The following is a 13,966-nucleotide window of genomic DNA, read 5'->3' as shown; positions in this document are numbered from 1 at the left end:
TGGGTACAAAAACCAAGCCCTCTCCTTGAGGACGTTTGTCTTTGTTCCCATTATCAAATTTTATTTAAGAATACCTTGCCGCATATTGATAAACTCCTTTGCTTGGATTTTTATAGTATAGCATATCAAATTCCCAAAAGCAACCCTTCATACCGAACCTGGGCAAGCACCTGGGAGCGTTCCTCTTTCTCTGCCTGTTCCTCCTGCTGGCGGCGTTCTTCCTCCTGCTCCATCGGGGTCACAATGTCGGCGGGAACCTCAAACGCGCCAATGAAATTGAAATAGAAATCTAACCGCTGACGGCGCTGCTTTCCCCGTCCGTTGCCCTCATGGACAACGATTTTCTCGATAAACTCATTGAGAATGGGCGTAGTCAGTTCCGAAAAATCGGTGTACCGCTTGGCAAGGTCGATAAACTCCGTCATTCTCACCCGGTCGGCGTTCCAGTTGTCCAGCAAGCCCTGCCACTCCGTCATGGAGGCTTCCAGCGCGGCCTGTTCCTCGTCATACTCGGCAAGGAGACGGCTGAAATGCTTATCCGGCAGCTTGCCCGTGGCGTTGGCCTCGTACAGCTTCTTCACCAGTCCGTCCAGTTCGGCGTGGCGCTTCTTCGCCTGGACAATCTGTTTCCGGCAATCCTTGACTGCTTCCTCCTGGCGCAGACTGGATGCCTTTCGAACCCGCTGAACAAACTCCTGCTCGTTGTTGCGGACATACCAGCTTATCCGCTGGATGGCGGAGAGGATCGCCGCTTCCAGCTTTTGCGTGGCAACATAGTGAATGGTGCAATCCTCCATAGGTGCCCGGTATCTGGAACAGGTGAAAGCATCGTCAATGTACTTGCCTTGGACAAGACTGTTGTGGTGGGTCAGCTTTGCGCCGCAGTCGGCACAGTAGAGCAGTCCGGTTAAACGGTTAGGGGCATTACTCCGCTTGGGTGTCCGGCGCTTGGTTTCCCGCAAACGCTGAACATTGTGCCACGTTTCTTCGTCAATGATGGCGGGGACGGCTCCCTCAAATACAAATTGTTCCTCTGGCATTGTCCTGCGGGTGCTTTTAGTCTTGTAGTTCTCACAGACAGTCTTGCCCAGCACCTTGCGCCCCAGGTACTCCGGCCTTTTAAGAATATAACCCAGGGTGGTGGCAGACCATGCGTAGGGGTCGCGGTAGCTGTTGGCTCGAACAGGACAGCCGATACGCTTCCAGTGTTCGGAAGGGATGGGGATTTGCTCGGCCCGCAGCGTTCGGGCGATGCCGTTGACGCTCTGACCGTCCATGACCATCTGAAAGATGCGGCGCACAACGGCGGCAGCTTCCTCGTCGATCACCCACTCGCCCTTTTCTTCTTTTGAGGCGAGATAGCCATAGGGGACGGCCCCCGAACAGCGCAGGCCCTTTTCCATTCTGGACTTGAAAACGGTCTTGATTTTGCGGCTGGTGTCAGCAACGTACCACTCATTTATCACATCCCGGAAGATGGACATAATATCAAATCCATTGGCGGTGTCCAGGTTGTCATTGGCGGCGATAAAGCGGACGTTGTACTCGTCAAAGGTGCGTTTGAGCAAGCCGACCTCCACCACGTCACGGCCTATTCTGCTCTGGTCTTTGACAATGACGGTAGCCACATTTCCGGCCCGTATCTCGTCCACCATAGCGTCCAGGCCGGGCCGCTTGAAGGTCGTTCCCCGCACCCCGTCATCGGTGAAGTGGCGGACATTAGTGAAGCCATTTTTTCGGGCGTAGTCCTCCAGGATGCGCTTTTGATTTTCTACGGACACGCTCTCGTCAGACCGCCCATCGTCGTGAGATAACCTTTCGTACAATGCTGTGATTTTACCCTTTTGCTCCTGCTTCCTCATGTGTGTAACCTCCTGTTTTGTATTTTCACGACCTTTCTATCCTTATTATCCTGGATTATTCATAGAATTTCAAAAAGGCAGCGCAATCCCACGATTCACACGGGACTGCGCTGCTTTGGTGTTTCACCCATTGGGTGCGCCTATATGCTAAGGTTGAGTCAACGAAAACCATCACGAAAGCGAGGCTTCACACCATCTCAACTTTAACCAGCTTATCCCTGCAATGCAATACCAATGTGACTGTGACCGCCGACGGCGGTCAACTTTCAAATGACGCCGGGCTCGTTTTGTTCCAAGAGTTTCTTCATCGTATCAACTTTAGGCAACTTGCCAATCAGTGCCTCAAGTTACCAGACCAACGACGATTCTGGAAGGCCTCGATGGTCGACATCTTCTTGGAAAAATTGTTGCTCGACGTTGCCGGATATTTACATGACAGTAGTGCCAATGACTGGCAACGTGATCCCGTACTGGCGGCCACCTTGGGTAGCTCTCGGCTAGTCTCACAGCCCTCACTTTCACGGTTTTTCAAGCGCCTTGAAGACGCCGACCTAGATGACTTTCGGAAGCTTATCTGGCAAGTAGCCGCCTTGGCTTTCCGTCTTAGTGGTCAATCCCGCTTCGTGCTGGATATAGACTCAACGCATTGTGATACTTTCGGTAATCAAGAACGGTCCGCCTTCAACGCTCACTATATGGCCTATGGATATCACCCTCAGGTTGTATTTGATCAAGAGTCCGGGTTGCTCTTAGACGCCTTGATGCGCCCTGGCAATGAGTACACCGGCAAGGAAGCCGATAAGTTCGTCGAGACAACTTTTTCGCGCCTATCGGCGCTCCCTCAAAGCACCAGCGTCATCATTCGAGGCGATTCGGGGTTTGCTGCGCCAAAATTTTACGAGATGTGCGACACACATGGCGTCGACTTTTTGGTTTGACTCAAGGCAAATTCAAAGCTTGGGAAGCTGGCAGAAACGGCCTTAGTGGATTGCCCTCCAAAATATGAAGAGAGCAAATGCGTCTACCACGAATTCAAGTATCAGGCCGCGTCATGGGGTAAAGCTCGCCGTGTTATCGTATGTTCTACTCATACGGCAGATGAGCTAGTTCCCTGGAACCACGCATTCGTAGTGACCAGCCTGGCCTCCGAGGCTCCAGAGACTTTGTTCAAGACCTATAGACAGCGGGGCAATGCTGAGAACCAAATTAAGGAGCTGAAATGCGGGTTTGGCTTTGACAAAACAGACAGCTCAACTTTTGCACGGAACACTGCACGAGCCTTGATCACCGGTATTGCCTATAACCTGGTTCAGCTCTTTAAACAGCTCTTTGTCTCGGAAGACCGTCGTTCAACCATCTCCTCGCTACGGTTCAGTCTCTTTCACATCGCCGGTAGGATTACTTGGCACGCCCGTCGTGTGGTGATTCATCTTGCTTCTAACTATGTTTACAAGAACTGGTTTAGTCGGCTCATGGACGAAGTCCATCAGTTGGCGACCTGAACTGAATAACTGAATAGGTCGTGCGTCGAGCCGAAAACTGGGTCGGTCTGTTCGTGGTGCATCGATCACCAACTTCTCCGCTCAGTCAGTATTCGCAACGCTCCAAACGTTGCTTTCAGACCGGCCAGATGCGATTTCATGTCCCAAATACCGAGGTGAATAATCCAAGATTCATTCTTTCGCCTTCTCATCAAAAGATTATGCAGCCCGGTAGTGCCGCGTCCAGCTGCTGAAGCTCAGTCCCACCAGGGTATACCCTGGTGGGACATTTTCGGAACCCGTCAAATTAACGTTTATCGTGTCCCACCAGGGTGTATTATCAAAGAAAAAGAAATTTCCACGGTTCGGTACATGTGTATGTACTTATCGGAGAACCCCATCTATAATAGAAGTAAATAGTCGGAATCGCTTAATCAGAACACAACGACGGGAGTGAAGGCATTGGCGAAAACAATCAGTAAGCAGCAGAAATGGAACGCAGCTCACCGAGAAGCGACCCGGATTGCTAGCGATCGAAGTGCAACCAAGCGCTTCATCCAACGATACGCCACGGCTGACGATCTCGTTGCAGTTGAGAAAATGGTACAAAGCCAGCGCGCAGCATTGAAGGAACGTGAGGCAGAGGCGATCCGGCCGTTGGATCTGTATGCCGGGGTTATCGGGCACTCATCAGATGATCAGCCTCCGCGAGGCTTTGATGTGATTGAGTCGGCGGACGTTATCACGGCCTCCTTTGAAGGCAAGTTCCTCGTCAAAACACCAGACCGAAGCAAGCTGGATCCGTTTAGCTTTGATTGGCACCAACGCGAAACGCTTGCAAGTGACCACCTGGACGCCTGGTGGCAATGGGAATCAAAGCTGCCGAGGCTGCATACGGAGAGCCGCATATTCCGCGCCTATCCGGTGGAGAAACGCGCTGAAATCGAAGCGGAGCTGGAGAAGCAGTTTGGCTATCAGCCAAGGTTCAAGGTTCGTTACAGTGCTGCGGCACTGACACGACGGGAAAGTGAGTTCTTCAGCCCGTTCTCTGAAGAACCTATTATTAGATGGGAAGGCGCTGGCCGGGGGTACTGGCCAACCCAGCAGACCGAAGTGGTGAGCGGTAATCTTTCTCTGGTTGAAGATCAGCCCTGGGAGGAAGGACACCCGCCATTGCTGGAAACAGAAGTGCTGCGTCCAGCCTATGAGGCGCTAAGCAAAGAAGACAAACCTGTGTATGTACCAACAGACCAGGCCCCGGTGCTGAAGCCCAGAAAGTACCAGGCAATCAAGGTCACGCGACGCACGCAAAAGGATGGTACTGAACGAGAATACCGCAAACCCGCTGGCCAATATCGCGGTCTCAACCGCACGGAAGCGTACAAGGCTTATCGTAAAGATCACCCGCACGCGAACCTAGACAACATCGAGCTTGAGGAGATTTAGACAAAGTGGGCCAACTCGGCCCAAAGTTGTGCTGAAAGGTGGGGTAACTTTGGCAATCAAGGCAACGAATACACAGATTAAGGTCACAATGACGCCTGAGCAGCGCTTAGTGCTAGACCAGGTCAAAAGCACAAGTGGCGAACGAACTTCGGAACTTATCAATCGGCTACTCGCGACCGAGCTAGCCTTGCAGCAGGCCGGCCTCAACCACGACTTGCACGCTAAGCAGAGAGGTGGACACTAATGGCCAAAGTTGGTTATGCGCGAGTCAGCACGACAGATCAAAATTTGGCGCGTCAATTTGCCGCCTTTGACCAGGCGGGCGTCACGAAGGTATTTGCCGACAAGCTAAGCGGCAAAAACCTGGAGCGGCCGCAGCTCAGGGCGATGCTTGATTACATCCATGAAGGCGACGAGGTGGCGGTGCTTAGCGTAGATCGCCTGGGTCGCAATAACGCTGAGCTGAGCCAGGTCATCGGGATCATCAACAGCAAAGGCGCTATGCTGAACATCTTGAGTTTGCCTACTTTTAGCGAGATCAAGGAACCTAACTTGCGCCGCCTGATCATCAACATTTTCCTGGAGCTGAACAAATACCAGGCCGAGGAAGAGCGCAGAAAGATTCTGGAGCGGCAACAAGAAGGCATCGCCGAAGCTAAGAAACGCGGCGCGTATAAAGGTGGCCGAATCTTGTACTCCGCCGACGTTCAGAACGCCAAGAATCGTTTGGCCTACGAGCAGCTGGTGAAGCTTGTTGGCGAAGGCGTGCCCACAAAGGAAGTTGCGCGAAGAATCGGCGTCGCGCGCAGTACTGTCTACCGAATCATCAAGAGAGATCACCTCAAGGACTGATTACAGAAACGAGAACCGGTGCCCAGGTTGAGAAGACCAGGATGGTGGTTCTCTTTTTTTGATCCTTCAAGCCAGGCCACAGCCTGCACTCACAAACCGAGTGTAGGCTGTTCAACGTTATGTGGCGGCGCGCCCAGGGGGCCCTTGCGCACGCCACGGTTACTTTAGTCTCCTACTGCTGTTTTGCGGTCTTGCAAGAATCCAGAAGGAGTGATCAGTGCTTGCCCTGCTTCACAGTGCCTGGCGTACCGCCAGAAGCCCGCCGCGCTTTTCTTCATCTCTCGCGCTACGCCTAACGCCGCTTCGCGGCTACACCGGAACCCTTCCACCGGCAAGGGGCGAAAAACTTTTGCAAACCCGGCAAAACTTTTTGCGCTCAGCCCACCCTTGCCGGTTCCAGGAACCCGGTGTTACGGCTACGACGTCGAGAGATGAAGAAAAGCGCAAATGCGCAGTAGAAGGTCGGGCCGGAAGCCCAGGAGGTAATCTGATGAAGACGACAATCAAAGTAACTCAAAATGCGGTTATGGTAACATCTGTGAAACTGGTGCAAACGAAAATACCGCTGTCATGGGCCGGGGTTCCTATCCTTGGCGAGCTCACGGCAACATACGTGGCCCAACAAATCATCGGCGACGATGCCAGCGAGAGTCTGTTGGCAATGTTCCTAGATACTAAGAACCAAGTCATCGCCGCCCAACGCGTGTTCACTGGCACAGTCAACAAGGCCCTTGCCGCACCACGCGAAATCTTACAATCAGCGCTGTTGTGCAACGCCGTGAGCTTCATCATGGCTCACAACCAACCCAGCGGTGATTGCACCCCATCGGACGCAGACCGCCAGCAGATGCAAGCAATGGAGCTAGCCGGGAACGTTGTGGGTATCAAAATGTTAGATAGTCTGGTCGTATCGCCGGAAGACGCGTACTCAATCAAGAGCAACGCCCACATGGCCTAGGAGGGATAATCATGAAATCATATATCATCTATTGCGGGTATCAAATTCTGGGAGAGCAGGCCGACTGGTCGGAACACGTCAGCGCACGCAATGAGCTAGAGGCTCTTAAAGCGGGCAAGCAGAGCATTCTTGCACAATCCGTTCGACGGCCAGACGAGTACGGTGTGAACGTTGCACAGGCCGACAACCCAGAGCACGTAATCATCGGCATGGACTACATCGGATAGGAGGCGGACAGTATGAAGACGGTATACGAGGACGTTGTGAAGCAACCAGCCGACAAGCTGGCCCAGACCATGCAGGACATGACGTACTGCTGGAATGAAACCGTGGTACCCAAAAAACACTACAAGAAGCTCCTCACCAAACAGCTAGAGGAGGTTGTCGCGGACAGCGTTAGCGTCAGCATGGTTAATGCCTATTACAAGACGCTGGTGGAGTTCAACAAGGGAAACCGTGAATGGTACGTATCGGCCTTGTTGTGCATTGAGCTGGGCATCAACCCTAGTAAGGCCAGCCAGCAAGAGCTGGAGGCCGTCAATCGGGCCACGCTAGCGGCGCTGGCCGGGCCCGACGGCGGACTTTTGGCCCCCGACCTGAAAGCGGTATTTGACCAAGCAATGTTAGGAGCGTGAGCAAAAATGCCATTGAAATCAAGCATTCTAAGTTACCAAGACCGGGGCCGGTGGGGCAAGAGCAGTTACCGAGGTAACGTATCAGGCCACGTCATCAAAGACTTACTAGAGACGTATCGGCCGAAGAAATTTGTGGAGGTCTTTAGCGGTGGCGGCACGGGCAAGGACGTAGCTACCGACCTTGGCCTCACTGACAGTGTTCACCTAGACCTATTGACCGGCTGGGACGCGCTCAAGGACGACATGCCGGTGCAGTCAGACCTTGTGTTCTCGCACCCGCCGTACTGGGACATCATCGACTACGCGACCCAACGCGGCGCCTACGACCCGGACGACCTATCAAATGCCATGCCCTACGCGGACTTCATCAAGGAGCTAGACATTATCAACGAGAAGATATACGACAGTCTGGTCAAGGGCGGACGACATGCTTTCCTAGTCGGAGACGTTCGCAAGAAAGGTCACTACTACTCGATTATTAAGGACATGACTTGGTACGGCGACCTAGAGTGTCACCTCATCAAGGAGCAGTTCAACACTGTTAGCGGGCGGAAGAGCTACGGCGGGACGTTTGTCCCTATCGCGCACGAGCACTTGTTGGTATTCAAAAAGGGCGAAATCTGGCAGGTCAACATCAAGTACACCAAAGACTTCACCCGAACAATGGCCGACATGCCACACGCAACTTGGCGGGACCTCATCTATTCTATTGTCAGGGGACGCGGCGTTACGAAGCTGGCCGACCTATACGACGCCTTGGCCAAGACTGCCAAGGCGCAAGGAAACCCTAACTGGCAAGCAAAGGCCCGACAGGTGGTGCAGGACGAACGCTATTTTGAACGTGTCACACGCGGCGTGTATCAAGTGGCGTAAGAGGCCCAGCGGGAGCTGGCCCGTTTCCTTCACATTGAGACCGTGTTATAATATAGACAAGCGAAAAGGCACCCCACAAGGAGTGCCCTTCCACAGCAGAAGCCGTTTAAAGAACGGTGGTACAAAAGTCACAAACTAAAGCCGCGACCTCTCGCCAAAGTTGAAGCGGCTTTTAGTTTGCTCATTTTTTCCGGCCGAAGCCGGTTGCTTTCATCAGCTTGCGCACTGCATTGACCAATCGCGTTACCGCGAGGACAAGCAGAGCTAGCGCACTGACAAAGGCCGTGATTGTCGCCAAAGCGCCAATCAAAAGCAAACCCGTACCTCCTTCCGTTGGAATTAAAGGTTATGAACCTTACGCCCATAAGCCTCACCTTCTCCCGAATATGAAGATACCACCGCTCATTAACTTTTCTGCTTCCTATATTATATCACAGATGCCGTCAAATGCTTAGAGCCACAAGCGTTTGACGGTATTTGATTGCCATCTCGCCGGGTAGCCGCCGCGCGGCCGAGGGAGCAGTGCGGCGGCCGTCCCGGCTGGGAGGGCGGGGGCCACGCCCCCTCACGCCCTCCGGGCAACACAGATCACGAAGCGAACGATCAAAAGGATGCAGCATAGTTAACGGTACGGCAAAACCCAGCCGCACTCGTTTGTCGCCTCCAGAAGCTCCCTCGGCCGCGCGGCGGCCTGAAACTACCAAGAACGGGTAGTTTCAAAGGCTTGCGCTGCTGTGCAGCGCCTGGCGATCTGCCAGCAAGACCTGGCGCCTTTCATTGGTTCTCACGCTCCGCCTACCGCCGCTGCGCGGCTACACCGGAACCCTTCCGCCAGCAAGGGGCGAAAAACTTTTGCAAGCCCGGCAAAACTTTTTGCGCTCAGCCCACCCTTGCTTGCTCCAGGAACCCGGTGTTACGGCTACGACGTTGAGAGTCAACGAAAGGCGCAAATGCGCAGTAGAAGGTCGGGCAAAAGCCAAGGAGGGCAAACATGAGAACACTAGCAGATTTTTACAGCGTGATGGCCACAGCGGATTATGGTGAGGAAGGCGAGACGTTCGGCGGCGATGGATGCGGGCTATACGTGTTCGGACTGGTGGCCGTCAGCACCGTTGAAAAAGAAGACAGCGTTCAGGTCACGGTCACATCACCTTATTCCTCAAGAATCTATGAGCAATCAACTAAATCTGATTACACCCAAATCCTTGACGCAATCGAAGATGCTCACGTTTCGACATTTTAGGAGGCAACCAAAATGGAAATCGCAACCTTTGCAAAGCTGGTAGAAGCGTATAACGGCGAAGATGAAAGTTTAGGGGATCTGCTTGATGCTGAGTTCTACAACATCGTCGTTGACCAGGGCCTAACCTCAACTGAAGAGGTCATCTTCAATGGTATTGTTCAAGACTTGTCGTTTACTTCAGCCACTGAGTCTACCGACCCCGGCGCTAATCAGGCGACTGCACAGTGGCAAGCAGAGATGGTGGCGGACGAAGGCCGGGAAATCAAACGAATCTTGCGAAAGGCCGCTTCAGAGTGGGACGTACTCAACGAGGTTGAGAGAGACGAGTACCTGCCAGCCAACTTTTTCTGGGAAGCACAATAATAGGATGCCGCCGTTGAGGCGGCTTTTTTCTATGCGCTAATGACGATTGAACGTGTTCCCCGAAGGATATAATGGACAGAAAACCCGCCGAGGTGTATACTACGTGTATACGAGAGGGGCGATTCAGAATGACAGTCAAAGCCAGATCAGTTGGAAACTCTGTGACGCTGACAGTACCAAAGGAACTTCGCGTCGAAGAAGGACAGGAATTTGACGTGCAACGTAAAGCCGACGGAGCCATCGTTTTTACCCCAAAGCACCGCAACCCATTTGAAGGTGAATGGTTCAAAGCAGACCTCAAGCAAAACGACGTACTGGGTGACCAGGAGGTGCTGGATAGTGAGTGGGACTGAGTACATTCCGCACAAAGGCGACATCGTGAGTGCCAGTTTTGACCCCAGTGCTGGCAAGGAGATTCAGAAGCGCCGACCAGCCCTAGTCGTCAGCAATGCCCAGTACGCAAAATTAACGGGCCTTGCGGTCGTGTGCCCGATTACTCATGCAGACAGCAACCGATTCAGAGACACCGGACTGCTCATTCCACTTCACCAGAAGAAAACGGAAGGGTACATCAACCCGCTTCAATTTCATACGTTTGATTTCCGTCGTCGGCGATTTGAGCGGATCGAGACCGTTGCAACCGACACGCTGGCGCAAGCGTTACAAACAATCAACGACGTAATCAATGCTACTGAACCCCGGAAGCGTGGCTCAGTCAAAGGCTGACTAATATCAGCCTTTTTTGGTGTCGTCAGAGGCGATTCTGACGCGTTTTTGTGCGAGACGGCGAACAACTATGCGGCAACGGCCTCAAAATAGGGCAAAAAAATAGCCCCGCCGCCCGCGTCGGCGACGGAACTAATGCAATTTTGAAGCATAATCATTCACCATGCGTAAACAGGTGTCGTCATCATTTTAGGCTGAATTGCCCAGTCTTATAGTTGATTTTAACGCCCGCCTGCTGGTTAAAGACCCAGAGGTTCAGGCGCAGACCGTTCGGATTTTTGAGGGACTGTACAATCACGTGTACGCCACGCGGTACCAACTCCGATCCACTATATATGGGTATGGCCTGGTATGCGACCGCTTCGTCCTGGTGCGCTTGCAGGTAATTTCGTGTGAGAGTCTCAGGATAAGCCATGCCGCCAGGGTTACGCATGTCGTTGGTGCCCACATTTTGCGCCCGCGTGCCAAGAATCACGTTGTGGGTTTGCATGTCTCCATTGAGTGACCAGGCGACCAGGTGCGACTTGTTGTACAAGTATCCCCGGTACCCCGTGAGTTGCACAATGCGGTTGTTATTGATGCCGCCATGCCACCCCTTCTCTACTGAGTCTTTCGTTGCCGTGTATTTGGCATGCAAATACTCGCCAGAAACTCGCGTTTCTTCTGGGAAGGCGGGCCGGCTGACAACACTACTGTTGTGAAACATCATCGACTGATAGGTAACGATTGCCGTCACGCCCTGGGTTCTCCCGGCGCGATCAAGAGTCGAGTAATCAGTCGTCGCTGTGATATAGCTAGGCTCCTTCAAGTCACGGCTAACAGTACGCGCGAACACGCCCTCAAACTCCGGTTTGTTGTCCTTCACCACCATGTAGTTCTGCGGATACTTTTTAATGCTGAAGGGTGTCTTGATTAAAGCGTTGTCGGCCTTACTGTTCTCCACCGTTGCTCCTGGGAGGAGGCTTGATATTCCATCCACCGCCTTACAGCCACTGAGTGCGACCAGGGCCGCACCCAAGGTCAAGAGGCGGCCCAAATACTTCGTCTTCATTGTTTCCGGCCCCCTATCGTCCGGCTGCTTGTGCGGCGGCCTGTGCGGGCTGCTGAGCTAATGCCGGAGCTTGCTTTTGCGATGCCTCTGCCTTGACGCCTGGTGCTTGCTGGTACTTTCGCTCGTCTTCTTTATCAACGGCGCTATAACCATAGGTCTTGATCAGGTAGGCCATCTCCTGCGGTGAGTCAGCCTCAAACAGACCCTTATTGAGCTGATTCGCCTGTACCGCTTTTAAGCGATTGTCACCATCTTGGTTCCGTTCTTGAATCACCTTCAGTGCGTTCTCTTCGTCCTTCTTGGCATAAATCCGGTCGATTACGCGGGTGGGAAACCCGCTCTCGTTTTGCACCTGCTTCAGTCGGTCGTTCCAATCTTTGATCTCATACCTTACCGGTTTCACGCCCAGCCTTTCGTACTGCCCAGCATATGACTTTATCTTGGTGATCACTGCATGTTGCATGGTTGGATCGAGGGCCGGATCCAGGCGCTTGACCAGCGCCTGATAATCCAGACCATTTTGGCCGGTCAGGTCGTGCATGAGACCGGCCAGCTGGCCAGTACGCTCTTCATATGCTTCACCGGCCGCCATTCCGTCGCTGTGAGTGAAACCGCCTTTCAGGCCAAACCAGTTGTTGACCTCCTTGTCGTCATGAAAGTTGGTTTCTACTTTATCCAGTGCGGCGAGCGGCTCCCATGGAACACCAGCGGTGGCGGCCTGCTGTTGCAGAACCTTTAGGCGTTCCTGTGGAATTGCCAGGTTATCAACCATGAAGTGCCCGTATGGAAGGGTCTCCCCGGTTTTGACGTTCACAAAAGCGTGTTTGTTGATCATCTCATCAAAGAAGCGGTGCCCGGCTGGGTCATTGTCTACACCAAAGCCGACCCGTTCGGGAACGGCGCCAGTGCGGGAATGAAAGTATGCCATTGCTTTTGTGACGGTCTGCGGCTTTAGTCCATCCATCGCAAAGAACATCGTGTCCTTTGTTTGCGGGTGCAGACTCAAGTACGATAACGCGTCGATTGGCGACTCAAAGACGTACAGTTGTTTCGGCCGACCGATGGAGAAGTTGAAACCGTAGTCCTGCTCTGAGTTCTTAGCAATCTGCTTGAAGGTACCGCGTGGGCCGTTGCGTTTCTTGTCGATCGTCGTTCCCTGAATCGAAGCGCCAACGCGCTCACCATCATGTGCCCAGACAAACACCGCGTTGCCCTTGCTGTCCTGTTGAATGAAGCCGCGCTGGTGAAGCTGATCCACAATCGAGGGATTTAGACCGCGTGCCAGCGTTAGGTAATCGCGAGCCTTGGTGAAATCTTGAGAGTTTTGAATGTCGTACTTAAACGGTTGCCGGTCTTCAGCAGCCACTTTGGTGGTGGAGAGACTGTCGTCGTTTAATGCGGTCACTGCCTTTTGGAAGTTATCGACGCCGACAACCTTCATCATGAAGTCGATGGTTGACCCCCCTACCTGGCGGCTGTTCCAAATGAATTGGTTCTTTCGGGCATTCACTTTCAGTGAATCGTGCTGATCCCAAGACCAATAATCACCTCCGTCATGTACCAAGTTCACGCCATTCTTGGCGGCAACATCAAGGATGGAAACTGCCTTGGCATGCAAGATCATCTTCTCCGTGATGCCCTTGTTAGCGGACTTTGGTTTTGCTTTTTCTACCGTCTGTTCTTCCCAGCTAGCCAGGTAGTGCGTGTCCGGCGAGGAATGCGGCAACTCACTCAGCAACGGGTTGTTTTCCCATTCCTTCAGCGTGTTTTGGCTAAATTCCAGGTGGCTCTGTGGCCCGCCGTCCTTAGCAAAACTGGTCAGTTGTAAATCTACATCTGGGCGGCTACTCTTCGTCAGTGTTGCATACAATCGCTCTTCACCATTAGCGTCTACCTGGGTAATCTTGAGTGCTTGCCCGGCGTGTTCGCGAAGCTGTTTGAACCACCATGCGCTGGCCTGATCAGATTTAATCATGATTTCATCCAGGTTCCCTGTCGCCGCGTGTGGTACCTCCGGTACGATTGATGCCGGGTCTCTTTGTTCTGAATGTTGAGGCTGCGACTGATTGGATGCTGGTGCAAGGGTGACGGCTGGCGTAGCCGCCACCACTTCATAACTGCCATCACGTACGACCTTCCGCTGCGCTGCGGTCAGATCCTGGCCTTCCATGACCAGTGCCTTTCCAGACTCAGCGACCAGGCGTACAACGCCCGTCGCGGCATGAACCTGGCCCCATGGTTCAACGTGCCCGTCGGTTACATCCAGCCCTGGGAAAAGGCCGAGAAGGTCGTTGTGATCGACGCCACGGGTTCCCATTTCATATTGACCACTGATGATACTGCCGTTGCGCAAAACAAAGATGCCTTCACGCGGGTTAGTCGTCAGTTCATCGCCAATATCGGCCAAGTATTTGAGAATTTGATCATCAGTGACCGGTGCAATCGTTGCTTCTGTTGCCATCTGTCATTCCTCCTT

General features: G+C 53.1%; 13 protein-coding genes and 1 pseudogene. 11 read left to right on the top strand and 3 right to left on the bottom strand.

Annotation, left to right across the window (positions count from 1 at the left end; translation table 11 throughout):
* Positions 1-125 precede the first annotated feature (125 nt).
* Entirely contained in the window at positions 126-1,862 is a 1,737-nt protein-coding gene (locus tag EKM88_RS11405; RefSeq protein ID WP_125706279.1) for a recombinase family protein, read from the bottom strand.
* 134 nt (positions 1,863-1,996) lie between these two features.
* Between EKM88_RS11405 and EKM88_RS13505 the strand changes: the two are divergent.
* From EKM88_RS13505 to EKM88_RS11345, 11 genes and pseudogenes are all read left to right on the top strand, one after another.
* Positions 1,997-3,364 (top strand): annotated as a pseudogene (locus tag EKM88_RS13505) (IS1380 family transposase).
* 441 nt (positions 3,365-3,805) lie between these two features.
* Positions 3,806-4,789, top strand: a complete 984-nt coding sequence (locus EKM88_RS11390) for a hypothetical protein (RefSeq protein ID WP_125706273.1) — start codon at positions 3,806-3,808, stop codon at positions 4,787-4,789.
* Positions 4,790-5,032: 243 nt separating this feature from the next.
* A complete protein-coding gene (locus EKM88_RS11385; protein ID WP_054664864.1) occupies positions 5,033-5,641 on the top strand; it encodes a recombinase family protein in 609 nt (202 codons plus the stop codon).
* A 490-nt stretch (positions 5,642-6,131) separates the two neighbouring features.
* The gene (locus tag EKM88_RS11380) at positions 6,132-6,599 is read left to right on the top strand and encodes a JAB domain-containing protein (RefSeq protein WP_125706271.1); all 468 of its coding nucleotides are present in this window, start codon (positions 6,132-6,134) and stop codon (positions 6,597-6,599) included.
* An 11-nt stretch (positions 6,600-6,610) separates the two neighbouring features.
* A complete protein-coding gene (locus tag EKM88_RS11375; protein ID WP_125706269.1) occupies positions 6,611-6,826 on the top strand; it encodes a hypothetical protein in 216 nt (71 codons plus the stop codon).
* Positions 6,827-6,838: 12 nt separating this feature from the next.
* Positions 6,839-7,234 carry a hypothetical protein gene (locus tag EKM88_RS11370; protein ID WP_125706267.1) on the top strand — a complete coding sequence of 132 codons (396 nt, stop codon included), beginning with the start codon at positions 6,839-6,841 and terminating at the stop codon, positions 7,232-7,234.
* 6 nt (positions 7,235-7,240) lie between these two features.
* Positions 7,241-8,107, top strand: coding sequence for a hypothetical protein (locus EKM88_RS11365; protein ID WP_125706265.1), 867 nt, complete (start codon positions 7,241-7,243; stop codon positions 8,105-8,107).
* 991 nt (positions 8,108-9,098) lie between these two features.
* Positions 9,099-9,350 (top strand): hypothetical protein, encoded by a 252-nt coding sequence (locus EKM88_RS11360; RefSeq protein WP_054663372.1) that lies wholly within the window; start codon positions 9,099-9,101, stop codon positions 9,348-9,350.
* 12 nt (positions 9,351-9,362) lie between these two features.
* Entirely contained in the window at positions 9,363-9,713 is a 351-nt protein-coding gene (locus EKM88_RS11355) for a hypothetical protein (RefSeq protein WP_125706263.1), read from the top strand.
* Between the two features lie 128 nt (positions 9,714-9,841).
* Entirely contained in the window at positions 9,842-10,066 is a 225-nt protein-coding gene (gene mazE / locus EKM88_RS11350; protein ID WP_054663376.1) for a type II toxin-antitoxin system PemI/MazE family antitoxin, read from the top strand.
* Positions 10,053-10,439 carry a type II toxin-antitoxin system PemK/MazF family toxin gene (locus EKM88_RS11345; protein WP_054663366.1) on the top strand — a complete coding sequence of 129 codons (387 nt, stop codon included), beginning with the start codon at positions 10,053-10,055 and terminating at the stop codon, positions 10,437-10,439. Before mazE ends, EKM88_RS11345 begins: the two co-directional genes overlap by 14 nt.
* A gap of 184 nt (positions 10,440-10,623) precedes the next feature.
* On the opposite strand, the gene EKM88_RS11340 is transcribed toward EKM88_RS11345, so the two are convergent.
* Positions 10,624-11,490 carry a DNA/RNA non-specific endonuclease gene (locus tag EKM88_RS11340; protein ID WP_056989280.1) on the bottom strand — a complete coding sequence of 289 codons (867 nt, stop codon included), beginning with the start codon at positions 11,488-11,490 and terminating at the stop codon, positions 10,624-10,626.
* Positions 11,491-11,503: 13 nt separating this feature from the next.
* Complete coding sequence (locus EKM88_RS11335) at positions 11,504-13,951, bottom strand: DUF3991 and TOPRIM domain-containing protein (protein WP_125706260.1); 2,448 nt, start codon at positions 13,949-13,951, stop codon at positions 11,504-11,506.
* Between the last annotated feature and the right edge of the window lie 15 nt (positions 13,952-13,966).

It is taken from the genome of Lacticaseibacillus daqingensis, assembly GCF_003946115.1.
Lineage (GTDB): Bacteria > Bacillota > Bacilli > Lactobacillales > Lactobacillaceae > Lacticaseibacillus > Lacticaseibacillus daqingensis.
This window is presented reverse-complemented; position numbering and strand designations above follow the sequence as displayed.

What these genes read in the sequence shown, in the direction of transcription:
- EKM88_RS11405 (WP_125706279.1), bottom strand. Translation starts at nt 1,862, where the DNA reads ATGAGGAAGCAGGAGCAAAAGGGTAAAATCACAGCATTGTACGAAAGG.
- EKM88_RS11385 (WP_054664864.1), top strand. Translation starts at nt 5,033, where the DNA reads ATGGCCAAAGTTGGTTATGCGCGAGTCAGCACGACAGATCAAAATTTG.
- EKM88_RS11380 (WP_125706271.1), top strand. Translation starts at nt 6,132, where the DNA reads ATGAAGACGACAATCAAAGTAACTCAAAATGCGGTTATGGTAACATCT.
- EKM88_RS11375 (WP_125706269.1), top strand. Translation starts at nt 6,611, where the DNA reads ATGAAATCATATATCATCTATTGCGGGTATCAAATTCTGGGAGAGCAG.
- EKM88_RS11370 (WP_125706267.1), top strand. Translation starts at nt 6,839, where the DNA reads ATGAAGACGGTATACGAGGACGTTGTGAAGCAACCAGCCGACAAGCTG.
- EKM88_RS11365 (WP_125706265.1), top strand. Translation starts at nt 7,241, where the DNA reads ATGCCATTGAAATCAAGCATTCTAAGTTACCAAGACCGGGGCCGGTGG.
- EKM88_RS11360 (WP_054663372.1), top strand. Translation starts at nt 9,099, where the DNA reads ATGAGAACACTAGCAGATTTTTACAGCGTGATGGCCACAGCGGATTAT.
- EKM88_RS11355 (WP_125706263.1), top strand. Translation starts at nt 9,363, where the DNA reads ATGGAAATCGCAACCTTTGCAAAGCTGGTAGAAGCGTATAACGGCGAA.
- mazE (WP_054663376.1), top strand. Translation starts at nt 9,842, where the DNA reads ATGACAGTCAAAGCCAGATCAGTTGGAAACTCTGTGACGCTGACAGTA.
- EKM88_RS11340 (WP_056989280.1), bottom strand. Translation starts at nt 11,490, where the DNA reads ATGAAGACGAAGTATTTGGGCCGCCTCTTGACCTTGGGTGCGGCCCTG.
- EKM88_RS11335 (WP_125706260.1), bottom strand. Translation starts at nt 13,951, where the DNA reads ATGGCAACAGAAGCAACGATTGCACCGGTCACTGATGATCAAATTCTC.